The following is a 24,688-nucleotide window of genomic DNA, read 5'->3' on the forward strand; positions in this document are numbered from 1 at the left end:
AGGAACCCTTGATGCGTGCTTTTCTACTGCTGTTTCTGATTTTTCCTGTGCTGGAGCTGTTCGTCTTCGTGAAGGTCAGCGCGGCAATCGGTTTCTTCCCGGCGTTACTGCTGATCATCGCCGGTTCCGCCCTGGGTGTGCTGGTCATGCGGGTGGCCGGCCTGGCTACCGCATTGCGCGCCCGTGAAAGCCTGCAGCGCGGTGAGTTGCCCGCCGAGGATATGTTCCAGGGCATGATGCTGGCTGTGGGTGGTGGCCTGTTGCTGCTGCCAGGCTTCATCAGCGACGTGTTGGGTGTGCTGTGCCTGTTGCCGTTCACCCGCCGCCTGGCTGCGCGCAAGATGCGCGAGCGTGCCGAGGCCCAGGCCATGCGCCAGCGTGCGTTCCAGGACGACCCCTTCCAGGCGCAGCCGCGAGATGGCGGCCACCGCCCGAACGTGATCGAAGGCGAGTACGAGCGCCGAGACAAATAAAAAAGACCGGGGCCGCGCAAGCGGCCCCGGTTTTTTTCGGCCTGATGAAAAATTTTCCATATCGAGCCTTGTAATTGAATATGGCGGCCTCATGTATGTGGTCACCGCAAGGTTTCTGGTGGCAACACCAGACATTACACAGGTGGTTCGCTCACAGCGGGCCGCCCCCGGCAACGCCGGACAGCATCAAAACCGCCGGTGTCGAACCGGCCGATGAAAACCACAATTTGGGAGAGATCGACAATGAAACTTCGTCCTCTGCATGACCGCGTAGTCATCCGTCGCAGCGAAGAAGAATCGAAAACCGCTGGCGGTATCGTCCTGCCGGGTTCGGCCGCTGAAAAACCAAACCGCGGCGAAGTTGTAGCCGTCGGCACCGGTCGCGTCCTGGACAACGGCGAAGTTCGCGCGCTGGCCGTGAAAGTGGGTGACAAAGTGGTTTTCGGCCCGTACTCGGGCAGCAACACCGTGAAAGTCGATGGCGAAGACCTGCTGGTCATGGCCGAGAACGAAATCCTCGCCGTTGTCGAAGGCTGATTTCCCCCCGACTTCCCGTTACTCCAAAGTTTTTCAAGGATTAAACGATCATGGCTGCTAAAGACGTAAAATTTGGTGATTCCGCTCGTAAGAAAATGCTGGTTGGTGTCAACGTTCTGGCTGACGCGGTAAAAGCGACCCTGGGCCCGAAAGGCCGTAACGTGGTACTGGCCAAGAGCTTCGGCGCGCCGACCATCACCAAGGACGGCGTTTCCGTCGCCAAAGAAATCGAGCTGAAAGACGCTTTCGAAAACATGGGCGCCCAGCTGGTCAAGGAAGTTGCTTCCAAGGCCAACGACGCTGCCGGTGACGGCACCACCACCGCTACCGTTCTGGCTCAGGCCATCGTCAACGAAGGCCTGAAAGCCGTCGCTGCCGGCATGAACCCGATGGACCTGAAGCGCGGTATCGACAAGGCAACTGCTGCCGTCGTTGCCGAGCTGAAGAACCTGTCCAAGCCATGCGCCGACTCCAAGGCCATCGCCCAGGTAGGTACCATCTCTGCCAACTCCGATAGCTCCATCGGTGAAATCATTGCCGAAGCCATGGAAAAAGTCGGTAAAGAAGGCGTGATCACCGTTGAGGAAGGCTCGGGCCTGGAAAACGAACTGTCCGTCGTAGAAGGCATGCAGTTCGACCGCGGCTACCTGTCGCCGTACTTCGTCAACAAGCCGGACACCATGGTTGCCGAGCTGGAAAGCCCGCTGCTGCTGCTGGTCGACAAGAAAATCTCCAACATCCGTGAGCTGCTGCCAGTTCTGGAAGCCGTTGCCAAGGCCGGCCGCCCACTGCTGATCGTTGCCGAGGACGTTGAAGGTGAAGCGCTGGCTACCCTGGTAGTCAACAATATGCGCGGCATCGTCAAGGTTGCTGCAGTCAAGGCTCCGGGCTTCGGCGATCGCCGCAAGGCCATGCTGCAGGACATCGCCGTCCTGACTGGCGGCCAGGTCATCTCCGAAGAAATCGGCCTGTCCCTGGAAACCGCTACCCTGGAGCACCTGGGTAACGCCAAGCGCGTCATCCTGTCCAAGGAAAACACCACCATCATCGACGGTGCTGGTGCTGATACCGAGATCGAAGCACGCGTCAAGCAGATCCGTGCCCAGATCGAAGAAACTTCCTCGGACTACGACCGTGAGAAGCTGCAAGAGCGTCTGGCCAAGCTGGCTGGCGGTGTTGCCGTGATCAAGGTGGGTGCCGGCACTGAAGTTGAAATGAAAGAGAAGAAAGCCCGCGTTGAAGACGCCCTGCACGCTACCCGTGCAGCCGTTGAAGAAGGCGTGGTGCCTGGCGGTGGTGTTGCCCTGGTTCGCGCCCTGGCAGCCATCATCGACCTGAAAGGCGACAACGAAGACCAGAACGTCGGTATCGCGCTGCTGCGTCGCGCTGTTGAATCCCCGCTGCGCCAGATCACTGCCAACGCCGGTGATGAGCCAAGCGTGGTTGCTGACAAGGTCAAGCAAGGTTCGGGCAACTTCGGCTACAACGCCGCTACCGGTGAATACGGCGACATGATCGAGATGGGTATCCTGGACCCAGCCAAGGTTACTCGCTCGGCGCTGCAAGCTGCTGCTTCGATCGGCGGTCTGATGATCACCACCGAAGCCATGGTTGCCGACCTGCCGGAAGACAAGCCAGCTGCTGGCATGCCTGATATGGGCGGCATGGGTGGCATGGGCGGCATGATGTAAGCCAGCCTTACCCCCTGCACCATCAAAAAGCCCCGGTTCGCGAGAACCGGGGCTTTTTTTATTGCTGTCGGGGCCTCTTCGCAGCACAAGGCTGCGCTTGAGCCTTGTGCTGTGAAAGAGTGGATCAACCGACCAGCGGATCACCGACGTGCAGAATTTTCATGCCGTTGGTGCCACCGATGGTGTGGTAGCTGTCACCCTTGGTCAGGATCACCCAGTCACCTTGCTCCACCAGGCCACGTTTGAGCAGCTCGTCGACCGCTGCCTGGCTCACCTTGTCGGCCGGCAGCGCGGCCGGGTCGAAGGCAATCGGGTACACACCACGGAACATCGAGGCGCGCGCCTGGGTAGCGCGACGCGGCGACAGGGCGAAGATCGGTACATGCGAACGCAGGCGCGACATGATCAGCGGGGTGTAGCCGCTTTCGGTCAGGGCGATGATCGCCTTTACGCCCGGGAAGTGGTTGGCAGTGTACATGGCCGCCAAGGCGATGCTTTCGTCGCAGCGCTCGAAGGTGGTGTGCAAGCGATGGCTGGACTTCTGGCTGGTCGGGTGCTTTTCGGCACCCAGGCAGATGCGTGCCATGGCCTGAACCGCTTCGATCGGGTAGGAACCGGCGGCGCTTTCGGCCGACAGCATCACCGCATCGGTGTTGTCCAGCACGGCGTTGGCCACGTCGGACACTTCAGCGCGGGTCGGCATCGGGTTCTGGATCATCGACTCCATCATCTGGGTCGCCACGATGACTGCCTTGTTGTTGCGGCGGGCGTGCTGGATGATCTTCTTCTGGATGGCGATCAGCTCGGCGTCGCCGATTTCCACGCCCAGGTCACCACGGGCAACCATCACCGCGTCGGAGGCGGCGATCAGCTTGTCGAGGGTCTCGTCATCGGCAACTGCTTCGGCGCGTTCGATCTTGGCCACCAGCCAGGCGCTGCCGCCGGCTTCGTCACGCAGCTTGCGCGCGTATTCCATGTCGCTGGCGTCACGCGGGAAGGACACGGCCAGGTAGTCCAGGTCCATTTCCGCAGCCAGCTTGATGTCGGCCTTGTCCTTTTCGGTCAGGGCCGGTGCGGTCAGGCCACCCCCTTTACGGTTGATGCCTTTGTGGTCCGACAGCGGGCCACCGATGATCACCACGCAGTGCAGGGCGTCTGCAGTGGCGGTTTCGACGCGCATGACCACACGGCCATCGTCGAGCAGCAGTTCGTCACCAACGCCGCAGTCCTTGACCAGGTCGGGGTAGTCGATACCGACGATGTCCTGGTTGCCTTCGGTCAGCGGGTGGGCGGTGGAGAAGGTGAACTTGTCACCGATCTTCAGTTCGATGCGCTTGTTGGCGAACTTGGCGATGCGGATCTTCGGACCCTGCAGGTCGCCCAGCAGTGCAACATGGCGGCCGTTCTTGGCGGCGATGTCACGAATCAGGCGCGCGCGGGCCTTGTGCTCGTCCGGCGTGCCGTGGGAGAAGTTCAGACGTGCCACGTCCAGGCCGGCGAGGATCAGTTGTTCGATCACTTCCGGCGAGTTGCTGGCGGGGCCAAGGGTGGCGACGATTTTGGTGCGGCGGATGCTCATGCACAGACTCCTATAGTGAAGCGCAGCGAAAGGCTACTCCTGAATCTCGCTGTAGTCATTGTTCCGTTGCACTACCTACGCCCAGGGCAGGGTGGCATTTGAACGGCGCAGGGTATCCTTGCAAAAGGGTGTGAAGATTTGCAGGCAAACGCCGATACACTGGCATCAAAGGAGATCCCCATGCGAGCCCTGATCGTTTTAGCCCTGGCCGCCAGCGCCGTCGGCTGCACCCGCTGGTCCATGGACCACCACTTGAACAATGCTTACCGCGCCTACGACCGCGGCGATTGCGCACGGGTCATGCTCGAACTGTCGCAGGTTGATCGCACCAGCCGGGCCCGGCCGTTCATCCACCCCGAAGTGTCACTGCTGCGCGGCCAGTGCCTGGAGCGTCAGGCGTTGTACGTGGACGCGGCGCAGACCTATCAGTACCTGATCCAGCAATACCCAGGCAACGAATATGCCTATCGCGCCCGAGCGCGTCTGCAGACACTGGAAAAACTCGGCCATTTGCGCGGTGCAGAAACGGCCGTGGCCAACCCGGTGACGACCGTACCTTGGCGCTAACACAAAGGTGTGGTTTATTTCACGAGATTTGCTGCGCGTGCTGCGCTAATCTGTAACTCAGTTGTTACAACAACCGCCAGTACCTTGTATTCCTGGCATCAGGTACGGAATACACCCGCGATCATGTTCAACAAGCGCAACATCGAACGTCATCAGCTACCTTGTGTCCTCAAGGTGTTCAACCGCTTTACCGGTCAGGAGATCGGTCAGCTAGGCAATGCCTCTGAAAATGGTCTGATGGTCATCAGCCAGCTACCCGTGCTGGTCGGGCCCGATTACGAGCTGCAGCTGCGTATGCCCCTGCATGGCGGCGGGCACCAGTTCGTCAACCTCACTGCCAGTTGCCTGTGGTGCCGCGAGGACCAGACGCCTGGGCACTACGATTCGGGCTTCATGCTGTTGCAGTCTCCGCGCGAGTACGATGATTTCGTCCGTTCGTTGCGCGATTATTTCAGTTTCCGCCCCGCCAACGCGCCCGTCTGAACGTTCGTTCTTCACAATCGCGCTAGAATCGGGTCGACCTCGATACAGGACGACCCCGTGACCTCCAGCATTTTCTGGCACGACTATGAAACCACCGGCATCAACCCGCGCTGCGATCGGCCGCTGCAGGTGGCCGGCGTGCGCACTGACTTCGACCTCAACGAGATCGACGAGCCGATCAGCCTTTATTGCCGGCCGTCGGACGACATCCTGCCGCACCCGGCGGCCTGCCTGGTGACAGGTATCACGCCGCAGCTGCTGGCGGAGCAGGGCCTGTGCGAAGCCGAGTTCATGACTCGTGTGCATGCCCAGCTGGCGCAACCGGGCACCTGTGGTGCCGGCTACAACACCCTGCGCTTCGACGATGAAGTGACCCGCTACAGCCTTTACCGCAACTTTTTCGATCCGTATGCCCGTGAATGGCAGGGAGGCAATAGCCGCTGGGACCTGATTGATATTGTGCGCACCGCCTATGCCCTGCGACCGGAAGGCATTCAATGGCCACAACAGGACGGGCGCACCAGCCTGCGTCTGGAGCTGCTGAGCAAGGCCAATGGCATTGACCACGGGCATGCCCACGAAGCGCTTTCCGACGTGCGGGCAACCATTGCCCTGGCCCGCCTGATTCGGCAGAAACAACCCAAGTTATATGACTGGCTGTTTCAGTTGCGCAGCAAGCATAAAGTGATGGAGCAGATCCGTTTGTTGCAGCCACTGGTGCATATATCCGGGCGTTTTTCGGCGGCGCGCAATTACCTGGGGGTCGTATTGCCATTGGCCTGGCACCCGCGTAATCGCAATGCACTGATTGTCTGCGACCTGCATCAGGAAACCCTACCGTTACTGCGGGAAAGTGCTGAAGTTTTACGTCAGCGCTTGTACACCCGGCATGATGAATTGGCTGAAGGTGAATTACCGGTACCGCTCAAATTGGTGCAGATCAATCGTTGCCCGGTAGTGGCGCCGCTGTCGGTATTGCGCCCGGTCGATCAACAACGATTGGGCCTGGACTTGACGTTGTTACAGTCGCGCGGCGAACAATTGGCCAGTCAGCAGGGGCAATGGCAGGAAAAGCTGGAACACATCTATGGCAAGGACGAGTTCGCCCCGAGTGAGGACCCGGAACAGCAGTTGTATGATGGTTTTATAGGTGACCGCGACCGGCGCTTATGCGAGCAAGTGCGTGCGCTGGAACCGGCGCAGTTGAGCCATGGCCACTGGATGTTCGATGATTCGCGTTTGCCGGAGCTGTTTTTCCGCTATCGGGCACGTAACTTCCCTGAAACCTTGACCCGCGAAGAGCGGCAACGTTGGTATGGCTTCTGCCAGCAACGCCTGAGCGACCCGCAGTGGGGCGCGCCGAATACCTTGGGCGACTTCGAACGAGCACGCCAGCAAGCCTGGGAGGGCGCCGACGAGGCGGGCAGGCGGGTGTTGGAGGCCTGGCAAATGCATGCTCGACAATTGCAGGAAAACTATTCAATCGGCTGATGGCTGGTAAACAAAAACGCCGGCAATGTGCCGGCGTTTTTGTTGTGCGAAGCAAGAGGGCGTATGCGGATAATCAGTCCAGCAGGGTTGCCCAGCTTTCAACCACGTCGCCGCCCCAAGTGGCTTTCCACTCTTTCAGGGTCTTGTGGTTGCCGCCTTTGGTTTCGATCACTTCACCGTTGTGCGGGTTCTTGTATTGCTTGACCTTGCGCGCACGCTTGGTGCCGGTAGTCTTGACCGAACCACGAGGTGCCTTGCTCAGTTTCGACTCTGGGTCGAGCAGGGCAATCACGTCGCGCAGCGACTTGGAGTACTCGCCCATCAGTGTGCGCAGTTTGCCTTCGAACTCCAGTTCTTTCTTCAGCTTGTCATCCTGCGACAGATTGGCCAGGCGGGCCTGAAGTTCCTTGATGGCTTCTTCGGTAGCGCGGTACTCGTTGATCAGGGACATGGAGTGTTCCTTAATGCGTGTTCAGAAATGTGTGGGCCAATAATAGACAGGCAATACTCGCAAGTAAACATAAGAATGGGCAATTAACTGTTAATTAAGCTGTGACAGCATTTCTCTACGTGAACAAAATTTTACATACGGCCCAGGCGATTCGTCATGTCTGTCAGACAGCGCCCTTGCAGCGTTTCGCGCCTGCATATGCCATCGCGGCAGCGATCAATACTGCGTTTTTTCTGGCGGACCGCTAGAATAGGCGCCTTTGCGAAGTTCTGGAGTCTCATTCATGCGCACCTATCGTCTGGTGATCGCCTGCCCCGACCGTGTAGGCATCGTGGCGAAAGTCAGTAATTTCCTGGCCTTGTACAATGGCTGGATCAACGAAGCCAGCCACCACTCCGATGAGCAGAGCGGTTGGTTCTTCATGCGTCATGAAATCCGCGCTGAGTCGCTGCCGTTCGGTATCGAAGCTTTCCGTGAGGCGTTTGCGCCGATCGCTGAAGAGTTCTCCATGACTTGGCGCATTACCGACTCGGCACAGAAAAAACGTGTGGTGTTGATGGCCAGCCGCGAGTCGCACTGCCTGGCAGACCTGCTGCACCGCTGGCACACCGATGAACTGGACTGCGAGATCCCTTGCGTGATTTCCAACCACAACGACCTGCGCAGCATGGTCGAATGGCACGGTATTCCGTTCTTCCATGTACCGGTCGACCCTAAGGACAAGGCCCCGGCCTTTGCCGAAGTGTCGCGTCTGGTGCAGGAGCATGCCGCCGACGTCGTGGTACTGGCCCGCTACATGCAGATCCTGCCGCCACAACTGTGCCAGGACTATGCCGAGAAGGTGATCAACATCCATCACAGCTTCCTGCCGTCGTTCGTCGGCGCCAAGCCATACCACCAGGCCGCCCTGCGTGGGGTGAAGCTGATCGGCGCGACGTGCCATTACGTCACCGAAGAGCTGGACGCCGGCCCGATCATCGAGCAGGATGTGGTGCGAGTCAGCCATGCCGACAGCATCGAGGACATGGTCCGCTTTGGCCGTGATGTGGAGAAGATGGTGCTGGCCCGTGGCCTGCGTTATCACCTGGAAGACCGCGTGCTGGTGCATGGTAACAAGACGGTGGTGTTCGACTGACGCCATCGGGCTTGCTGTGAGATTCTGGGTTGCTGTGCAGCCCCGTCGCGACAGGGGCGCAAAGCGCCCCGGCAATCTTGGGTGAAACGCTAATGGCCAGGCAACGCAACAACCCCGCCGCCTCACCTCCACCGACCCTTGGCGAAGGCTGCCTGGCCCGCTACGACCCTGAAGCCCTGGATGACACGGATGGCACCGACTTCCCCGGCGCCGCCGAACTCTGGCAGCAGCTCAACCCGCCTGACGCCGCCAGCGTTCCAGCAGCGGACGCCCCAGCAGGCAGACAAACACCGGCCCCCCAGCCAGCAGATAAAAGTAGTAAGTAACCGCCCGCCATATCAGGATTGCCGCAGCGGCGGTCGAACTGCCCACCAAGGGTGTCAACAGGCTGGCCGACGTCAGCTCGGCGGCCCCGGCCCCACCAGGCAGCAGGCTGAATTGGCCGGCGCTGAGCGACAGCATCTGCACCAGGAAGCTGGGAATCCACTGCAGGTCTACCCCCAAGCCTCGCAGCACCAGGTACAGCACGCTGTAGCGCAGCCCCCAGTGGGCGCAGGTCAGGGTGAACACCAGGCTCAGCGTGCGCTTGGGCAGGCGCCAGGTCTGCGCCAGTGCTGCGACGAAGTGCAGCAGTTTGCGCGCCCAGCGACGTTTGCGCGGGTGGCCCATCCCCATGCGCTGCAACAGCCTGCCGTTCATGCGCATTATCGGGCGCCGGTAGCGCAACAGCCCGATCACCCCGGCCAACGCTGTGCACAGCAGTAACGCACTGCCAAGCAACATGCTTTCCTGACTGCGACCCAGGCTGTGGAACAGCGCGTAGCCGGCAATTGCCAGCATTGCGCAGAAGAAGAACACCAGGTCGTTCAACTGGTCCATGGCAAAGACGGCGCCGCTGCGCGCCGGGCAGATGCGGTCTCGCGCCAGCAGGGCCATCAGGGTAAGCGGCCCACCACTACCGCCAGGGGTGGTGCAGATGGCAAACTCGGTGGCCATGACAACGCCCAGGCTGCGAGCATGGCTCAACTGTTTCGCCTGCTCACCCAGCAACAGGCGCAGGCGCAGCGCATTGATGACCCAGCACAACAGAATCATGCCTAGCAGCATGATCATCAGGTGCGGGTCGAACCGGCTCAGCCTCGGCAGCAGTTCGCTACCACCCAGCAACGCTGGCACCAGCGCTGCACCCAGCAATGCCAGCGCCAGCCAGGCCCAGCGCTTCATACTGCCCCCTGGCGCTCCAGCCAGGCGGATTTGGTCAGCGGTTCACGGCCCTCCTTGAGCAGTTTTTCCAGCGTGCGCAGCCAATAGTCGCGGGATGAGCGATGACGCATGTCTACAGGGTGCAGTCCCATGCGCAACGTGCTTGCACCCCGCCAGCGCTGGCATTGCCAGTCGCAGAGCGTGCGGGACAGTTTGCGACGCCATGCGCTCCGGGCGCTCCAGACCAGGCCTGGCGCATCAATGGCCGTAAAGTCCGGCAAGCGGTACAGATGCTGCGGTGTGCTGGTGTATTTCAGTGGCAGGCGGCACAGCGCTTGCCGTGTGCCCTGGCTCATGAGCCAGGCTGGTGCGACAAACCCTGCCACCGGCCAACCTTGGCCCTCGAACAGTGCCAGGCCCTCCTGTAGGCGGGCCAGCGCTTCGGCCTCATCAAGGCTGTAGAACTCGCCTTCATGCGTATAGATGCGCCGCATGAAGTAGTCGACGGGGCTGCGCGGTGTGGGTCCTTCGTCAGCATGGGCATAGCCATGAAGTGCCAGCTCGTCGCCTTTGGCCAGGCGTGCATCCAGGAGGCGGCAGAACGTAGGTGCCCGGTGCAGCGGATTACGCCGATGGAAGTCCGGGACCACCAGCCATGTCATTGGCACGTTGCCCAGCGCGTCCACGGCCTCTACGAACGGTTCATAGTCCGGCCAGGTTTCCGGGGCAACATCATGCAACACCAGCATGAGGCTGCGCTGGCTCGTGGAGGGCTCAAGCATGGGCGCGCACCTGTGGCTGGTGGCCGAGCACGGCCTGGTAGTGCTGCAGCAGGCCAGCCACCACGTTGTCCCATGAATAATGTTGCTCTACATGGTGACGGGCCTGCACACCGAGCTCGCGTACACCTGCCTCGAACGCCTCGCGCACGGCTGACGCCATGGCCCGACCATCGTTGGGCATGCACAGGCGGCCGCACTGTTCGTTGATGATTTCAGGGAACGCACCGGCGCGCACGGCCACCACGGGCGTGGCGCTGGCCATCGCTTCGAGAATGACCAGGCCGAATGTTTCCTGGTCGCCAGCATGCACCAGCAAGTCGGCGCTGGCCATCAGCCGGGCCACCTCTGCAGCCGGGCAGAAGTGATCGATGACGCTGACGTTGTGCGGCACGCTGGCCGGCATGTTCGAGCCTACCAGTAACAGGTGGTAGGGGGCGCCGAGTTGCTGCATGCAGTCAAGCAGCACCGGCAGGTTCTTTTCCCGCGAGCCGCGGCCGGCAAAGATCAACAGGCGGCTGGTGTCGGCAATGCCCAGTTCGGCACGTACATGTGGGTCGCGCCGGGCGGGGTGGAAAGTGGCAAGGTCAACGCCCAGTGGCTGCACATGGACATCGCGCACGCCCAAACGGCGTAATTTGTCGGCCATCACCTGGCTGGGGGCCAGTACCCGGTCAAAATTGCCGTATAGCTTGCTGACGTAGGCCTCGACATTGGGGGCGAACCAGTTGCCCATGCGGTTGCTGACGAGTAACGGCAGGTCGGAATGGTAGAAACCGATCACTGGTACGTCGAGTTGGCGCCGTGCTTCCAGCGCCGCCCAGGCGGTCAGGTAGGGGTCGCCGACTTCGATCAGGTCGGGCTTGAGCGTGCGCAGTGTGTTGCACCAGGGGGCCAGGCGTACCGGAAAGCGGTAGCCTTTGCCAAACGGCAAGGGCGGCGCAGGCACCTGGTAGATGCCATCGGCGTGTTGGGCGCTGGCACCGGGAATCAACAGGCTGTGGCGTACGCCATGAATGGCGTCGAGACGGTGATGTTTGGCATCAAGATAGGTACGTACGCCACCGCTGGCCGGGGCGTAGAACATGGTGATGTCGGCGATGTGCACGATCAGCATCCCTCCGGGATCGTCTTCGGGTCTGTCATCCAGCGTCGAATTGCCGGCGATGACACGCCTAAAGATGGACCTATCAGAAGGATAGTTTGTTCGATCAGTTTGAGAGGGGGAAATGCGCAGTGCCTGGCGCAGCAAGAAGGCTGCGCCAGGCGAAGGTGTAGCAGCTATCAGATACGGAAGCTGCCCACCAGGTGCTTCAGGCGGCCAGCCTGCTGCTCGAGGTCGGAGCACGCGCGCAGGGTCGCTTGCAGGTTCTCCACGCCTTCCTGGTTGAGCATGTTGATCTCGCTGATGTCCATGTTGATCGCCTCGACCACGGCGGTCTGCTCCTCGGTGGCAGTGGCCACTGACTGGTTCATGCCATCGATCTCGCCAATGCGCACGGTAACGCTGTCCAGTCGCTCACCCGCCTGGTTGGCGATCTGCATGCTGTCCTGGCTGTGGCGCTGGCTCTGGTCCATGGTATCGACCGACTCGCGGGCACCGACCTGCAGCTCTTCGATCATGGTTTGCACTTGCTGCGCCGATTCCTGGGTGCGGTGCGCGAGGTTGCGCACCTCGTCGGCGACCACGGCAAAGCCACGCCCGGCCTCACCGGCGCGGGCTGCCTCGATGGCAGCATTCAGCGCCAGCAGGTTGGTCTGCTGGGAAATGCTGGTGATCACTTCGAGGATCTGGCCGATATTCACGGTCTTGCTGTTCAGTGTTTCGATGTGCGCGCTGGATGTAACGATCAGGTCGGACAGGCGGTTCATCGCGGCAATGTTGCGCTCGACCACTTGCTGGCCTTCTTCTGCCAGCAGGCGCGCGGAGGTTGCGTGCTGCGAAGCCTGGGCGGCGTTGCCGGCAATTTCCTGAGCTGCAGCTCCCAGTTCGTTGATGGCGGCAGCGACACTGTTGGTGCGGTTCGACTGCTCGTCGGAGTTGGTCATCGACGAGTTCGAAGCACTGATCACCCGCAGGGCCACTTCGTTGACCTGTTCGGTGGCCGAGGACACTTCTCGAATGCTGCTGTGAATGCGTTCGACGAAGCGGTTGAAGGCGTTGCCGAGGACACCGAACTCGTCGTGGTTGTGGATGTGCAGGCGCTTGGTAAGGTCGCCTTCACCTTCGGCAATGTCTTCCATGGCGCGGGTCATGGTGTGCAGCGGTTGCATCAACACGCGGATCAGCAAGCCGAGCAGGCCGATGATGATCACCACCGCCACTACCGTGGCGATCACCGCAGAGGTGCGGAAGGTGCTGAGCATCGAGAAGGCCTTGTCCTTGTCCACCGAAAGACCGATGTACCAGTTCGCCGACGGCAGGCCGGTGATCGGGCTGAAGGTCAGCAGGCGGGTCTGGCCATCGCTTTGCACTTCGGTCAGCTCACCGGTCAGTTTCGGCGTGTGCTGCGGGAACAGGTCCGACAACGACTTCATGACCAGATCTTTATCGGGGTGCACCAGGATCTTGCCCTGGTCGTTGACCAGGAAGGCGTACCCCATGCCGCCGAAGTTCAGCGAGTTGATGATCTGCACCAGGCCATCCAGGGCCAGGTCGCCGCCGACCACGCCAACGCTGCTGGAGACCTTGTTGAGGATGCCAATGACCATCTTGTTGGTGGTCATATCGATGTAAGGTTCGGTCAGGGTCGCGCCGCTGGCGTTCATGCCGTCCTTGTACCAAGGGCGGGTGCGCGGGTCGTAGCCATCGGGCATCTTCGCGTCCGGGCGCACGCTGAAGCCGCCGTCGACTTTGCCCAGGTAGACCGTGAGGAAGCTGGAGGTCAGCGCATTCTGGCTCATCAGGGTTTCGGCGCTGGCCGGGTCCTGGGCAATGTTCTGCGCCAGGTTCTCCACCAGTTTTATCCGGCCCTCGAACAGGTTGCGAATATTGGTCGACGTGGAGGTGCCCATTTCAGCCAGATAGTTTTCCAGGTCCTCGCGAATCGCATTACGCTGGAGGTAATCGTTGTAGAGGGTGAAAAGGCTGAAGGCGAGGATCACGATCAGTGATGCCGCCAAAAGAATCTTGTGGCTGAAACGAAGGCTTTTGTTCATGGGCGTAATCGGTTCCGCTAAGGTTCTATATCAGGCGTTTGCACGAGTGGAGCCGTAGGTTGTGCAACATCCCGAGAAGTCCCCTTTCGGTTGTTCCTCTCTATTAAGGCGAATATCACCCACAGGTATCGGCCGAATTAAGCTAAAGCTTGAGCAGAGGATTAAAAAGATGTCGGAATATTCGACCATCGTTGTAGGAGCGGGGCCGGATGGCCAGCCAGTCGGGCAAGCGATGCGCCTGGCCAACCGCCACGGTCTGGTGGCTGGCGCAACCGGTACCGGCAAGACCGTCACCCTGCAGCACTTGGCGGAGGTGTTCAGCGACGCAGGGGTGGCGGTGTTCGCCGCCGATGTCAAAGGCGACCTCTGTGGTTTGGGGGCTGCCGGTGCGCCACAGGGTAAGGTGGCTGAGCGTATCGCCGGCATGCCGTGGCTGGGGCATACGCCCCGGGCCTATCCGGTGAGCTTGTGGGATATCGAGGGGCAGTCTGGCCACCCGCTGCGCACCACCCTCAGTGAAATGGGGCCGTTGCTGCTGGGCAACTTGCTGGAACTGACCGACAGCCAGCAGGCTGCGCTATATGCAGCATTCAAGGTGGCCGACCGCGAAGGCCTGCTGCTGCTGGACCTCAAAGACCTCAAAGCCCTGCTGGCGCATCTGAAGGACAACCCGCAGCTGCTCGGCGAAGACAGCGCGCTGATGACCACGGCTTCCACCCAGGCCTTGTTGCGCCGGCTCGCTACTTTGGAGCAGCAGGGCGCCGAAGCACTGTTCGGCGAGCCGGCATTGCAACTGGAGGATCTGCTGCGCCCTGATCCGGATGGCCGTGGGCGTATCCACCTGCTCGATGCCAGCCGATTGGTGCACGAAGCACCTAAGGTATACGCGACGTTTCTGTTGTGGCTGCTGGCCGAACTGTTCGAGCAGTTGCCCGAGCGCGGTGATGCCGACAAGCCGGTGCTGGCGCTGTTCTTCGATGAAGCACACTTGCTGTTCAACGGCACGCCCAAGGCCTTGCAGGACCGTCTTGAGCAAGTGGTCCGGCTGATCCGCTCCAAGGGAGTGGGGGTCTATTTCGTTACCCAATCGCCGGGAGACTTGCCCGACGCGGTGCTGGCCCAGTTGGGCTTGCGCATTCAGCACGGCTTGCGGGCGTTCACTGCCAAGGAGCAGAAGTCGCTGCGGGCGGTAGCCGATGGTTTCCGCCCCAACCCGGCGTTCGACACCCTGGCAGTGCTGACCGAACTGGGTATTGGCGAAGCGCTGGTGGGTACATTGGAGGAAAAGGGGACGCCGGCCATCGTGCAGAGGGTGCTGGTTGCACCGCCGCAGTCGCGTATAGGGCCGCTGAGCGCGACTGAGCGCAGTGCGCTGATTGCCGCCTCGCCATTGGCGGGGCGCTATGACAAACCGGTGGACCGTGAGTCTGCCTATGAAATGCTGAGCCAGCGTAAGGGCGAGCCAGTGGAACCGGCGCCACAACCGAAGGCGGATGAAGAGAGTTTTGCCGACAAGGCTGGCGAATTCTTGCAGAGTGCAGCGGGGCAGGCGATCAAGTCGGCAGTGCGCCAGGCAGCTAACCAGTTGGGGCGGCAGTTGGTGCGCGGGTTGATGGGATCGTTGTTAGGGAGCAAGAAAAGGTAGTCTTCCTGCGCCGCCCCATGCCTTCAGGAGCGCAAGGCTGCTTCGGCAAAGAACAGGGCGGCACAGGAGCAACGGCTATGAAAAAGGCGCCCGGAGGCGCCTTCATTCATCGCGGTGTCACTCAGCCAATGGCTTTGGACGCCAGCCAGAACAGGCCGGCCGCCAGGCCCATCGAGGCAGGCAGGGTCAGGACCCATGCCAGCAGGATGGTCTTCACAGTACCGCCTTGCAGGCCACTTTTGTTGGCGACCATGGTGCCGGCCACGCCGGACGACAGCACGTGGGTGGTCGATACCGGCAGGGCGAATACGTTGGCCATGCCGATGGCGCAGGCTGCGGTGATCTGTGCCGACATACCTTGGGCATAGGTCATGCCTTGCTTGCCGATCTTCTCGCCTACGGTCAACACGACGCGCTTCCAGCCCACCATGGTGCCCAGGCCAAGGGCCAGGGCGACGGCCACGATCACCCAGAACGGGGCGTATTCGGTAGTGGCGGTGAGGTCTTTGCGCAGCTTTTCAAGGTCGGATTTTTCACGGGCGTCCAGGCCTGGCAGCTTGCCAACCTTCTTCGCAGTGTCATCCAAGCACAACAGGTAGCGGCGTACTTCAACGCGCTTCTCGGCATCGAGGCTGTGGTAGTCCGTCACGCCCTTCAGCGAGGTCTGCAGCGCAGCAATGGTCGGTTCGGTCTGCTGTGGGTTGCAGCTGAACTGCTCCGGCAGATCGCTGGCCTTGGCCTTGCCCAGTGCCAGGAACTCGCCCAGGGTGGCGGCGTTGCGCTGGTAGAACTGGCTCATGTGCAGCGTGGCGTCGCGAGTACGCTCGATCTGGTAGGTAGTGCTGTTCAGGTCGAGTACGAACTTGGCCGGGACAATACCGATCAGCACCAGCATGATCAGGCCGATGCCTTTCTGGCCGTCGTTGGAGCCGTGCACGAAGCTCACACCCATGGCGGAAACCACCAGGACCAGACGGTTCCAGAAGGGCGGGTGCTTCTTGTCGTCGAGCTTGCGGCGCTGTTCCGGGGTCTTGTGCATCTTCGACAGCGGGCGCCACCATTTCAGGCCGATCAGCACCAGGGCAGCAACGGCGAAGCCGGCCATTGGCGAGACCACCAGCGACATGGCGATATCGATCGCTTTCTGCCAGTTGACGCCGTCGCCCAGCGGAATGTCGTTGATCAGGGCGTTGGCCAGGCCGACGCCGAGAATGGAGCCGATCAGCGTGTGCGAACTGGAGGCGGGGATGCCAAAGTACCAAGTGCCCAGGTTCCAGGTGATGGCCGCGGCCAGCAACGAGAAGACCATGGCCAGGCCGTGTCCGGTGTTCACATTGATCAGCAGCTCTACCGGCAACAGGTGCACGATGGCATAGGCCACCCCTACACCGCCGAGCAGAACGCCAAGGAAGTTGAACACGCCGGAGAAGAACACGGCGAGGTGCGGTGGCATGGCTTTGGTATAGATGACGGTAGCTACCGCGTTGGCGGTGTCATGAAAGCCATTGATGAACTCGAAGGCGAGTACGAAGGTCAAGGCGAGCAGCAGGCTCACCAACACCCAGGCATCCAGTCCGCTGAATAAATCGATCATGAAGGTTGTCTGGCGGGTCATAGGGGGGCGGGATTATGCCAGAAAACCTTTGCAATCGATGCACTTGCAACAGACAGATGACAGCCTTCATGGTGCAAGCGTGTCGTGCAGAGGGGGGCGTTCAGTGGGGTAAATGGCGGCTAAAAGTCGAAAAACATGGCGAAAAATGGCCTAAATGTTGAGAAATGTCCATTTTGCAAAATTTCAAACGGCCGTATGAAATTTGTGTAATTCCATTTCATCATCGGCCAGACAGTAAAGATCGACCTCGCCCGGGCTGACCGGGCGACGACGCGCAGGGGCCCCGAGACTCAGGGGTTGTCGCTGCGCAGTTCTTTTTCGATGCGTTCCAGTTCCTGGCTGAAGGCCTGGTCGCGAACGCTGGCACGCTTGCGCCAGGGTTTGCGTTCCGGATCCGGTTGTGCGGCGTAAGTGGTGACTTCGCCACCATAAACATCCTTGTAACGTTCAGCCTGGCGCTCGAGTTCCGCGCGCAGTTCATCTTTCGTCACGTGCAGTACCTGAAAAAAAGTGTAATGACTGTTGTCATGCATTGTGCCACATGCATATTGCCTTGCTGGCCGCAACGGCTTGATAAAGCGGAAGGTTCTATGACCACGGTAAGCGGAGGGCCTGCGCAATCGATTATAGCAACCGATAATTCGCCGAACATCGTTAATTTACTCAACCCTGACATCATCTGGCGTAACTAGCAGGATGTGCCCGCGAACAGTTGGGACCTTTCGTACAAGTTTGAAAGGATTGACAGATAGAAGTTCGCTGCATTGTCAGGGCAGGGCGTAATGAAAAACGGCCTCGCCCGAAAAGGCGAGGCCGTTGCCTGGGGACTTCTACGGTGGGTACCTGACCAGTCTCTCCAAAGAAGCCACAAGTGGCATGGGAAAGGTATAAGCAAACGTGTCGGCGGTCAATTGCGATTATCGGCCGTTTGTTCGATAATCGCACGAACGGGTGTTTTTTTTGAGGTGTGCGATGAGTGACGAAACCCTGGGCAACGATTCCGCCAATCCGGAGGTGGCGCGGCCTGCTTCGACGGCCATGGCGCCGCCGATCGTGGCGTCCCCGGCCAAACGCATCCAGGCCTTTACCGGTGACCCTGACTTCATGACCTCACTGGCGCGTGGCCTGGCCGTGATCCAGGCATTCCAGGAGCGCAAGCGTCACCTGACCATCGCCCAGATCAGCCACCGTACCGAAATCCCTCGCGCAGCCGTGCGCCGGTGCCTGCACACGTTGATCAAGCTGGGTTACGCCACCACCGACGGGCGTACCTATTCGCTGCTGCCCAAAGTGCTGACCCTGGGGCATGCCTACCTGTCGTCGACGCCGCTGGCAATTTCTGCCCAGCCGTACCTGGATCGCATCAGCGACCAGTTGCATGAGGCGGCCAACATGGCCACCCTCGAAGGTGACGACATCCTTTATATAGCCCGCTCGGCCACGGTCGAGCGGCTGATCTCGGTCGATCTGTCGGTGGGTGGGCGCCTGCCGGCCTATTGCACGTCGATGGGGCGCATTCTGCTGGCGGCCATGGACGACACCAGCCTGCGTGAGTACCTGGAACGTGCCGACCTCAAGGCGCGCACCAGCCGTACCCTGAATGACCCTGAGTCGTTGTTTGCCTGCATCCAGCAGGTGCGCGCCCAAGGCTGGTGCGTGGTGGACCAGGAACTGGAACAGGGGCTGCGATCGATTGCAGTGCCGGTGTACGACGCTTCGGGGCAGGTGTTGGCTGCGTTGAATGTAAGTACCCATGTCGGGCGGGTGACCCGCAGTGAGCTGGAGCAGCGGTTCTTGCCGATTTTGCTGGCAGCCAGCCGGGACCTTTGCCATCAGTTGTTTGGTTGAGACCGCAGGGAGCACTTTGCGGCCCCGGATCAGAACAGGCAAAACCGTTTCTTGTGCGATAAACGCACAGTGTCGTGCCGGGTGAATTGCGTCACCCCGGCCCGCTGATTAATGTCTCTCGCAACGGTCGGCTAGCCGACCGAACAAGAAAAACACAAGAGGCACTTACGCATGAATACTGTCATCTCGCTGCTGCGGCCGCACCCGCATGCAGTACCGTTGTATCCAGGCTGACCCAGGCCATATACCCCAATCATCGCCCTTGTACCGGTTGCCCGCGTGCAATGGCCTGACTGTGCCCCACATTCTGGATAACAATAATGAACCAAGCGCAAACCAACGTCGGCAAAAGCCTCGACGTTCAGTCGTTCATCAATCAGCAGCCGCTGTCCCGCTATCAGTGGCGGGTCGTGCTGCTGTGCTTCCTGATCGTCTTCCTCGATGGCCTGGACACCGCTGCCATGGGTTTCATCGCCCCGGCACTGTCGCAAGAGTGGGGGATCGATCGCGCCAGCCTTGGACCGGTCATGAGTGCCGCGTTGATCGGCATGGTGTTCGGCGCCCTGGGCTCCGGGCCGCTGGCTGACCGCTTTGGCCGCAAGGGCGTGCTGGTGGGTGCGGTGCTGGTGTTCGGTGGCTTCAGCCTCGCCTCGGCTTATGCCACCAACGTCGACCAGTTGCTGGTGTTGCGCTTCCTGACTGGCCTGGGCCTGGGTGCAGGCATGCCCAACGCCACCACGCTGTTGTCCGAATACACCCCGGAGCGCCTCAAATCGCTGCTGGTGACCAGCATGTTCTGTGGCTTCAACCTGGGCATGGCGGGTGGAGGCTTCATTTCCGCCAAGATGATCCCGGCCTACGGCTGGCACAGCCTGCTGGTCATCGGTGGCGTGCTGCCGTTGCTGCTGGCGCTGGTGCTGATGGTCTGGCTGCCGGAGTCGGCGCGGTTCCTGGTGGTGCGCAACCGCGGCACCGACAAGGTGCGCAAGACCTTGTCGCCAATCGCGCCGCAAGTGGTGGCCGAGGCCGGCAGTTTCAGCGTGCCGGAGCAAAAGGCGGTGGCTGCACGCAACGTGTTCGCGGTGATCTTCTCTGGCACGTACGGTTTGGGTACCGTGCTGCTGTGGCTGACGTATTTCATGGGTCTGGTGATTGTCTACCTCTTGACCAGCTGGCTGCCAACCCTGATGCGTGACAGTGGTGCGAGCATGGAACAGGCCGCATTCATTGGCGCGCTGTTCCAGTTTGGCGGAGTGCTAAGTGCAGTCGGCGTGGGTTGGGCCATGGACCGTTTCAATCCGCACAAGGTGATCGGCATTTTCTATCTGCTGGCCGGGGTGTTCGCCTACGCAGTGGGGCAGAGCCTGGGCAACATCACCGTGTTAGCCACGCTGGTACTCGTCGCCGGTATGTGCGTGAACGGTGCGCAGTCGGCAATGCCATCGCTGGCGGCACGCTTCTATCCCACCCAGGGCCGGGCCACGGGTGTATCGTGGATGCTGGGTATTGGCCGCTTTGGTGCGATTCTCGGGGCCTGGAGTGGCGCCACGCTGCTGGGCCTGGGCTGGAACTTCGAGCAGGTGCTGACGGCGTTGCTGGTGCCGGCGGCGCTGGCGACCGTGGGTGTGGTCGTCAAGGGGCTGGTCAGCCACGCTGACGCGACCTGAGGGCGAGGGCCGCGTTGCGGCCCATTTGCAGCACAAGGCTGCTCCGGCAGAGCGGCGTTGTGCTGCGATCAGGGCGCACAGCTGCCCTGGATAGCCGCGCAACAAATGGTTCGTTAATCGCACAGATAGTCGATTATCGGATTGTAAGGTACCTACCAGTCTCCTTAATCTGGGTTCACCGAAGCACCCTGACCAGGAGCCTCCAAATGCCACGCGCAGACCATTTCCGAACCCACCCCAATCGAGCTGTCCACCATGTGTGACCTCGACGCCCGTACCGCCGCGGCCCATGGCCAGCTGGCAGGAGAAGCCTGATGCACGACGTATTCATCTGTGATGCCATCCGTACCCCGATCGGCCGCTTCGGCGGCGCCCTGGCCAGCGTACGGGCCGACGACCTGGCAGCCGTGCCGCTGAAGGCGCTGGTAGAGCGCAACCCAGGCGTGCAGTGGGACCAGGTAGACGAAGTGTTCTTTGGTTGCGCCAACCAGGCCGGTGAAGACAACCGCAACGTCGCCCGCATGGCGTTGCTGCTGGCCGGCCTGCCGGAAAGCATCCCGGGCGTCACCCTGAACCGCCTGTGTGCATCGGGCATGGATGCCATCGGCACCGCTTTCCGCGCCATCGCCAGCGGCGAGATGGAACTGGTGATTGCGGGTGGCGTCGAGTCGATGTCGCGCGCTCCGTTCGTCATGGGCAAGGCTGAAAGCGCCTATTCGCGCAACATGAAGCTGGAAGACACCACCATTGGCTGGCGTTTCATCAACCCGCTGATGAAGAGCCAGTATGGTGTGGATTCAATGCCGGAAACCGCCGACAACGTGGCTGACGACTATCAGGTTTCGCGTGCTGACCAGGACGCGTTCGCCCTGCGCAGTCAGCAGAAGGCTGCCGCTGCGCAGGCTGCCGGCTTCTTCGCCGAAGAAATTGTGCCGGTGCGTATCGTTCACAAGAAGGGCGAAATCATCGTCGAACGTGACGAACACCTGCGCCCGGAAACCACGCTGGAGGCGCTGACCAAGCTCAAACCGGTCAACGGCCCGGACAAGACGGTCACCGCCGGCAACGCCTCGGGCGTGAACGACGGTGCTGCGGCGATGATCCTGGCCTCGGCCGCAGCGGTGAAGAAACACGGCCTGACCCCGCGTGCCCGCGTTCTGGGCATGGCCAGCGGCGGCGTTGCTCCACGTGTCATGGGCATTGGCCCGGTGCCGGCGGTGCGCAAGCTGACCGAGCGTCTGGGGGTGGCGGTAAGTGATTTCGACGTGATCGAGCTTAACGAAGCGTTTGCCAGCCAAGGCCTGGCAGTGCTACGTGAGCTGGGTGTCGCTGACGATGCGCCACAGGTAAACCCTAATGGCGGCGCCATTGCCCTGGGCCACCCGCTGGGCATGAGCGGTGCGCGCCTGGTGCTGACTGCGCTGCACCAGTTGGAGAAGAGTGGTGGGCGTAAAGGCCTGGCGACCATGTGTGTGGGTGTCGGCCAAGGTCTGGCGCTGGCCATCGAGCGGGTTTGACCTGTACCGGCCTCTTCGCGTGCAAGCCAGCTCCCACAGGGATCCACGCAATCCCCTGTGGGGGCTGGCTTGCCCACGAAGAGGCCTGTCCTGTGAGACATAAGGCCAATTGCCAGCCAGATAGCGGAACGAGTGTGTTACCAGGTATGTCTAGATTTACCTGGTACCCACCAGGAGTAAAACCCTCATGACCTCAACCTATTACACCGGCGAAGAGCGCAGCTCGCGCATCTTCGCTATTGTCGGTGCCTCGTCAGGCAACCTGGTGGAATGGTTCGATTTCTACGTCTACGCCTTCTGCGCGATCTACTTCGCCCCAGCCTTCTTCCCCTCCGACGACCCCACCGTGCAACTGTTGAACACGGCGGGTGTATTTGCCGCAGGCTTCCTGATGCGCCCCATTGGTGGCTGGATCTTCGGCCGTCTCGCCGACCGTCATGGTCGCAAGAATTCCCTGATGATCTCGGTGCTGATGATGTGCTTCGGCTCCCTGATGATCGCCTGCCTGCCCACCTATGCCAGCATCGGCACCTGGGCCCCGGCGCTGCTATTGCTGGCCCGGCTGATCCAGGGCCTGTCGGTAGGAGGCGAATACGGCACCACGGCCACCTACATGAGTGAAGTGGCCCTGCGTGGGCAGCGTGGTTTCTTTGCTTCGTTCCAGTACGTCACCCTGATCGGCGGCCAGTTGCTGGCGGTACTGGTCGTGGTGATCCTGCAACAGCTGCTGACTGAAGATGAACTGCGGGCCTGGGGCTGGCGCATTCCCTTCGTGGTGGGGGCCATCGCCGCCCTGATCTCGCTGATGCTACGCCGTTCGCTGCACGAGACCAGTAGCGCCGAAGCCCGTAATGACAAGGATGCAGGTTCGATCGGTGGCCTGTTCCGCAATCACGCAGCGGCGTTCATCACGGTGCTTGGCTACACCGCTGGTGGCTCGCTGATTTTCTATACTTTCACCACCTATATGCAGAAGTACCTGGTCAACACTGCGGGCATGACAGCCAAGAACGCCAGCTACGTGATGACCGGGGCGTTGTTTCTGTTCATGGTGGTGCAGCCGTTCTTCGGCATGTTGTCCGACCGCATCGGTCGGCGCAATTCGATGCTGCTGTTCGGTGCGCTGGGTACCCTGTGCACAGTGCCGCTGCTGATGGCACTGAAAACCGTGACCAGCCCGATCATGGCCTTCGTGCTGATCAGCCTGGCCCTGTGTATCGTCAGTTTCTACACCTCGATCAGCGGTCTGGTGAAGGCTGAGATGTTCCCGCCACAGGTGCGGGCACTGGGTGTGGGCCTGGCCTATGCGGTGGCCAACGCAGCATTCGGCGGTTCGGCCGAGTATGTGGCCTTGGGCCTGAAAAGCCTCGGGATGGAAAACACTTTCTACTGGTACGTGACGGCGATGATGGCGATTGCCTTCCTGTTCAGCCTGCGCCTGCCGAAGCAGGCGGCGTATCTGCACCATGATGATTAAGGACGCTGCATGAGCAACCAACTGTTCGACGCCTATTTCACCGCGCCGGCCATGCGCGAGATTTTCTCCGACCGTGGCCGCCTGCAGGGCATGCTGGATTTCGAAGCAGCGCTTGCCCGTGCCGAAGCCTCTACCGGTTTGGTCCCGCACAGCGCGGTGGCGGCCATCGAGGCGGCCTGCCAGGCCGAGCGCTATGACGTTGGCGCGCTGGCCAATGCCATTGCCACCGCGGGTAACTCGGCAATTCCGTTGGTGAAAGCGTTGGGCAAGGTGATCGCCACTGGCGTGCCTGAAGCTGAGCGCTATGTGCACCTCGGGGCCACCAGCCAGGATGCGATGGACACCGGTCTGGTTCTGCAGTTGCGCGATGCTCTGGACTTGATCGAGGCCGACCTCGGCAAGCTGGCTGATACCCTGTCGCAGCAGGCGTTGAAGCATGCCGATACGCCACTGGTGGGGCGTACCTGGTTGCAGCATGCTACCCCGGTGACCCTGGGCATGAAGCTGGCCGGTGTACTGGGCGCTTTGACCCGCCACCGTCAGCGCCTGCAGGAATTGCGCCCGCGCCTGCTGGTCCTGCAGTTCGGCGGTGCCTCGGGCAGCCTGGCGGCCTTGGGCAGCAAGGCGATGCCGGTGGCCGAAGCGCTGGCCGAACAGCTCAAGCTGACCCTGCCCGAGCAGCCCTGGCACACCCAGCGCGACCGCCTGGTGGAGTTTGCCTCGGTAATGGGCCTGGTTGCCGGCAGCCTGGGCAAGTTCGGCCGTGATATCAGCTTGCTGATGCAAACCGAGGCGGGGGAGGTGTTTGAGCCTTCTGCGCCGGGCAAGGGTGGTTCTTCGACCATGCCACACAAGCGCAACCCGGTGGGGGCCGCCGTGTTGATCGGTGCCGCAACCCGCGTGCCGGGCCTGCTGTCGACGCTGTTTGCGGCGATGCCCCAGGAGCACGAACGCAGCCTGGGCCTATGGCATGCCGAGTGGGAAACCTTGCCGGATATCTGCTGCCTGGTCTCTGGCGCCCTGCGCCAGGCTCAAATGATTGCCGAGGGCATGGAGGTGGATGCCGCGCGCATGCGCCATAACCTCGACCTGACACAAGGCCTGGTGCTGGCCGAAGCGGTGAGCATCGTCCTTGCCCAGCGCCTGGGGCGCGACCGTGCTCACCACCTGCTGGAACAATGCTGCCAGCGCGCGGTGGCCGAACAGCGGCACCTGCGTGCCGTGCTGGGTGACGAACCGCAGGTCAGCGCCGAGCTGTCTGGCGAAGAACTCGATCGCCTGCTCGACCCTGCCCATTATCTGGGCCAGGCCCGCGTCTGGGTGGCGCGCGCCGTATCCGAACATCAACGTTTTACTGCCTGAAGGAGACTG

22 protein-coding genes and 1 pseudogene are annotated in these 24,688 nt (G+C 61.2%); 15 read left to right on the top strand and 8 right to left on the bottom strand.

Annotated features, from left to right (window positions below):
* The first annotated feature begins 11 nt into the window (after positions 1 to 11).
* From J3A98_RS02230 to groL, 3 genes are all read left to right on the top strand, one after another.
* Complete coding sequence (locus J3A98_RS02230; protein ID WP_003251903.1) at positions 12 to 473, top strand: FxsA family protein; 462 nt, start codon at positions 12 to 14, stop codon at positions 471 to 473.
* A gap of 243 nt (positions 474 to 716) precedes the next feature.
* Complete coding sequence (locus J3A98_RS02235) at positions 717 to 1,010, top strand: co-chaperone GroES (RefSeq protein WP_003251905.1); 294 nt, start codon at positions 717 to 719, stop codon at positions 1,008 to 1,010.
* A 50-nt stretch (positions 1,011 to 1,060) separates the two neighbouring features.
* A complete protein-coding gene (gene groL, locus J3A98_RS02240) occupies positions 1,061 to 2,701 on the top strand; it encodes a chaperonin GroEL (RefSeq protein ID WP_176682629.1) in 1,641 nt (546 codons plus the stop codon).
* 124 nt (positions 2,702 to 2,825) lie between these two features.
* Here groL and pyk read toward each other — a convergent pair whose 3' ends face one another.
* A complete protein-coding gene (pyk, locus tag J3A98_RS02245; protein ID WP_021785800.1) occupies positions 2,826 to 4,280 on the bottom strand; it encodes a pyruvate kinase in 1,455 nt (484 codons plus the stop codon).
* Positions 4,281 to 4,460: 180 nt separating this feature from the next.
* Between pyk and J3A98_RS02250 the strand changes: the two genes are divergently transcribed.
* From J3A98_RS02250 to sbcB, 3 genes are all read left to right on the top strand, one after another.
* Positions 4,461 to 4,847 (top strand): hypothetical protein, encoded by a 387-nt coding sequence (locus J3A98_RS02250; protein WP_003251914.1) that lies wholly within the window; start codon positions 4,461 to 4,463, stop codon positions 4,845 to 4,847.
* 123 nt (positions 4,848 to 4,970) lie between these two features.
* Positions 4,971 to 5,330, top strand: coding sequence for a PilZ domain-containing protein (locus tag J3A98_RS02255; RefSeq protein WP_176682631.1), 360 nt, complete (start codon positions 4,971 to 4,973; stop codon positions 5,328 to 5,330).
* Between the two features lie 57 nt (positions 5,331 to 5,387).
* On the top strand, positions 5,388 to 6,821 hold the full coding sequence (gene sbcB, locus J3A98_RS02260) for an exodeoxyribonuclease I (protein ID WP_209963702.1): 1,434 nt from the start codon (positions 5,388 to 5,390) through the stop codon (positions 6,819 to 6,821).
* 73 nt (positions 6,822 to 6,894) lie between these two features.
* Here sbcB and mvaT read toward each other — a convergent pair whose 3' ends face one another.
* On the bottom strand, positions 6,895 to 7,272 hold the full coding sequence (gene mvaT, locus J3A98_RS02265) for a histone-like nucleoid-structuring protein MvaT (RefSeq protein ID WP_176682633.1): 378 nt from the start codon (positions 7,270 to 7,272) through the stop codon (positions 6,895 to 6,897).
* Between the two features lie 283 nt (positions 7,273 to 7,555).
* On the opposite strand from mvaT, the gene purU reads away from it, so the two are divergent.
* Complete coding sequence (gene purU, locus J3A98_RS02270) at positions 7,556 to 8,407, top strand: formyltetrahydrofolate deformylase (RefSeq protein ID WP_023378897.1); 852 nt, start codon at positions 7,556 to 7,558, stop codon at positions 8,405 to 8,407.
* Between the two features lie 92 nt (positions 8,408 to 8,499).
* On the top strand, positions 8,500 to 8,733 hold the full coding sequence (locus J3A98_RS26790) for a hypothetical protein (protein ID WP_245354948.1): 234 nt from the start codon (positions 8,500 to 8,502) through the stop codon (positions 8,731 to 8,733).
* Here J3A98_RS26790 and J3A98_RS02275 read toward each other — a convergent pair.
* The 4 genes from J3A98_RS02275 to J3A98_RS02290 form a co-directional block, all read right to left on the bottom strand.
* Positions 8,639 to 9,631 (bottom strand): lysylphosphatidylglycerol synthase transmembrane domain-containing protein, encoded by a 993-nt coding sequence (locus tag J3A98_RS02275; protein ID WP_209963704.1) that lies wholly within the window; start codon positions 9,629 to 9,631, stop codon positions 8,639 to 8,641. The genes J3A98_RS26790 and J3A98_RS02275 overlap by 95 nt on opposite strands.
* Entirely contained in the window at positions 9,628 to 10,392 is a 765-nt protein-coding gene (locus J3A98_RS02280) for a polysaccharide deacetylase family protein (RefSeq protein WP_209963707.1), read from the bottom strand. The genes J3A98_RS02275 and J3A98_RS02280 overlap by 4 nt, the downstream gene beginning before the upstream one ends.
* The gene (locus J3A98_RS02285; RefSeq protein WP_209963709.1) at positions 10,385 to 11,506 is read right to left on the bottom strand and encodes a glycosyltransferase family 1 protein; all 1,122 of its coding nucleotides are present in this window, start codon (positions 11,504 to 11,506) and stop codon (positions 10,385 to 10,387) included. The genes J3A98_RS02280 and J3A98_RS02285 overlap by 8 nt, the downstream gene beginning before the upstream one ends.
* Before the next feature lie 167 nt (positions 11,507 to 11,673).
* Positions 11,674 to 13,548, bottom strand: a complete 1,875-nt coding sequence (locus tag J3A98_RS02290; RefSeq protein ID WP_209963712.1) for a methyl-accepting chemotaxis protein — start codon at positions 13,546 to 13,548, stop codon at positions 11,674 to 11,676.
* 169 nt (positions 13,549 to 13,717) lie between these two features.
* Here J3A98_RS02290 and J3A98_RS02295 point away from each other — a divergent pair, with 169 nt between their 5' ends.
* Entirely contained in the window at positions 13,718 to 15,193 is a 1,476-nt protein-coding gene (locus tag J3A98_RS02295) for a helicase HerA-like domain-containing protein (protein WP_209963716.1), read from the top strand.
* 121 nt (positions 15,194 to 15,314) lie between these two features.
* Here J3A98_RS02295 and J3A98_RS02300 read toward each other — a convergent pair whose 3' ends face one another.
* Both J3A98_RS02300 and J3A98_RS02305 read right to left on the bottom strand, forming a co-directional pair.
* Entirely contained in the window at positions 15,315 to 16,787 is a 1,473-nt protein-coding gene (locus tag J3A98_RS02300; RefSeq protein ID WP_003251935.1) for an inorganic phosphate transporter, read from the bottom strand.
* Positions 16,788 to 17,098: 311 nt separating this feature from the next.
* The gene (locus J3A98_RS02305) at positions 17,099 to 17,299 is read right to left on the bottom strand and encodes a hypothetical protein (RefSeq protein WP_003251937.1); all 201 of its coding nucleotides are present in this window, start codon (positions 17,297 to 17,299) and stop codon (positions 17,099 to 17,101) included.
* 481 nt (positions 17,300 to 17,780) lie between these two features.
* Here J3A98_RS02305 and pcaR point away from each other — a divergent pair, with 481 nt between their 5' ends.
* The 6 genes and pseudogenes from pcaR (at position 17,781) to J3A98_RS02335 (ending at position 24,679) form a co-directional block, all read left to right on the top strand.
* Positions 17,781 to 18,656: an IclR family transcriptional regulator gene (gene pcaR / locus J3A98_RS02310; protein ID WP_209963721.1), complete on the top strand. Its 876-nt coding sequence runs from the start codon at positions 17,781 to 17,783 to the stop codon at positions 18,654 to 18,656.
* Between the two features lie 320 nt (positions 18,657 to 18,976).
* Positions 18,977 to 20,323, top strand: a complete 1,347-nt coding sequence (locus J3A98_RS02315) for an MFS transporter (protein ID WP_019752479.1) — start codon at positions 18,977 to 18,979, stop codon at positions 20,321 to 20,323.
* A gap of 219 nt (positions 20,324 to 20,542) precedes the next feature.
* Positions 20,543 to 20,638: pseudogene (locus tag J3A98_RS02320) on the top strand (CoA-transferase subunit beta); the annotation flags it as partial.
* The gene (gene pcaF / locus J3A98_RS02325) at positions 20,635 to 21,840 is read left to right on the top strand and encodes a 3-oxoadipyl-CoA thiolase (RefSeq protein WP_176682793.1); all 1,206 of its coding nucleotides are present in this window, start codon (positions 20,635 to 20,637) and stop codon (positions 21,838 to 21,840) included. The pseudogene J3A98_RS02320 and the gene pcaF, both read left to right, overlap by 4 nt.
* Before the next feature lie 187 nt (positions 21,841 to 22,027).
* On the top strand, positions 22,028 to 23,317 hold the full coding sequence (locus J3A98_RS02330; protein ID WP_176682640.1) for an MFS family transporter: 1,290 nt from the start codon (positions 22,028 to 22,030) through the stop codon (positions 23,315 to 23,317).
* A 9-nt stretch (positions 23,318 to 23,326) separates the two neighbouring features.
* Positions 23,327 to 24,679 (top strand): 3-carboxy-cis,cis-muconate cycloisomerase, encoded by a 1,353-nt coding sequence (locus J3A98_RS02335; RefSeq protein ID WP_209963724.1) that lies wholly within the window; start codon positions 23,327 to 23,329, stop codon positions 24,677 to 24,679.
* Positions 24,680 to 24,688 lie beyond the last annotated feature (9 nt).

Origin of the sequence: Pseudomonas sp. BP6, from assembly GCF_017875935.1 — a bacterium.
GTDB lineage: Bacteria > Pseudomonadota > Gammaproteobacteria > Pseudomonadales > Pseudomonadaceae > Aquipseudomonas > Aquipseudomonas putida_Y.

What these genes read in the sequence shown, in the direction of transcription:
- J3A98_RS02280 (WP_209963707.1), bottom strand. Translation starts at nt 10,392, where the DNA reads ATGCTTGAGCCCTCCACGAGCCAGCGCAGCCTCATGCTGGTGTTGCAT.
- J3A98_RS02285 (WP_209963709.1), bottom strand. Translation starts at nt 11,506, where the DNA reads ATGCTGATCGTGCACATCGCCGACATCACCATGTTCTACGCCCCGGCC.
- J3A98_RS26790 (WP_245354948.1), top strand. Translation starts at nt 8,500, where the DNA reads ATGGCCAGGCAACGCAACAACCCCGCCGCCTCACCTCCACCGACCCTT.
- J3A98_RS02315 (WP_019752479.1), top strand. Translation starts at nt 18,977, where the DNA reads ATGAACCAAGCGCAAACCAACGTCGGCAAAAGCCTCGACGTTCAGTCG.
- J3A98_RS02235 (WP_003251905.1), top strand. Translation starts at nt 717, where the DNA reads ATGAAACTTCGTCCTCTGCATGACCGCGTAGTCATCCGTCGCAGCGAA.
- J3A98_RS02230 (WP_003251903.1), top strand. Translation starts at nt 12, where the DNA reads ATGCGTGCTTTTCTACTGCTGTTTCTGATTTTTCCTGTGCTGGAGCTG.
- pcaR (WP_209963721.1), top strand. Translation starts at nt 17,781, where the DNA reads ATGAGTGACGAAACCCTGGGCAACGATTCCGCCAATCCGGAGGTGGCG.
- J3A98_RS02250 (WP_003251914.1), top strand. Translation starts at nt 4,461, where the DNA reads ATGCGAGCCCTGATCGTTTTAGCCCTGGCCGCCAGCGCCGTCGGCTGC.
- J3A98_RS02255 (WP_176682631.1), top strand. Translation starts at nt 4,971, where the DNA reads ATGTTCAACAAGCGCAACATCGAACGTCATCAGCTACCTTGTGTCCTC.
- J3A98_RS02290 (WP_209963712.1), bottom strand. Translation starts at nt 13,548, where the DNA reads ATGAACAAAAGCCTTCGTTTCAGCCACAAGATTCTTTTGGCGGCATCA.
- J3A98_RS02300 (WP_003251935.1), bottom strand. Translation starts at nt 16,787, where the DNA reads ATGATCGATTTATTCAGCGGACTGGATGCCTGGGTGTTGGTGAGCCTG.
- mvaT (WP_176682633.1), bottom strand. Translation starts at nt 7,272, where the DNA reads ATGTCCCTGATCAACGAGTACCGCGCTACCGAAGAAGCCATCAAGGAA.
- J3A98_RS02330 (WP_176682640.1), top strand. Translation starts at nt 22,028, where the DNA reads ATGACCTCAACCTATTACACCGGCGAAGAGCGCAGCTCGCGCATCTTC.
- groL (WP_176682629.1), top strand. Translation starts at nt 1,061, where the DNA reads ATGGCTGCTAAAGACGTAAAATTTGGTGATTCCGCTCGTAAGAAAATG.
- pyk (WP_021785800.1), bottom strand. Translation starts at nt 4,280, where the DNA reads ATGAGCATCCGCCGCACCAAAATCGTCGCCACCCTTGGCCCCGCCAGC.
- J3A98_RS02295 (WP_209963716.1), top strand. Translation starts at nt 13,718, where the DNA reads ATGTCGGAATATTCGACCATCGTTGTAGGAGCGGGGCCGGATGGCCAG.
- J3A98_RS02275 (WP_209963704.1), bottom strand. Translation starts at nt 9,631, where the DNA reads ATGAAGCGCTGGGCCTGGCTGGCGCTGGCATTGCTGGGTGCAGCGCTG.
- J3A98_RS02335 (WP_209963724.1), top strand. Translation starts at nt 23,327, where the DNA reads ATGAGCAACCAACTGTTCGACGCCTATTTCACCGCGCCGGCCATGCGC.
- purU (WP_023378897.1), top strand. Translation starts at nt 7,556, where the DNA reads ATGCGCACCTATCGTCTGGTGATCGCCTGCCCCGACCGTGTAGGCATC.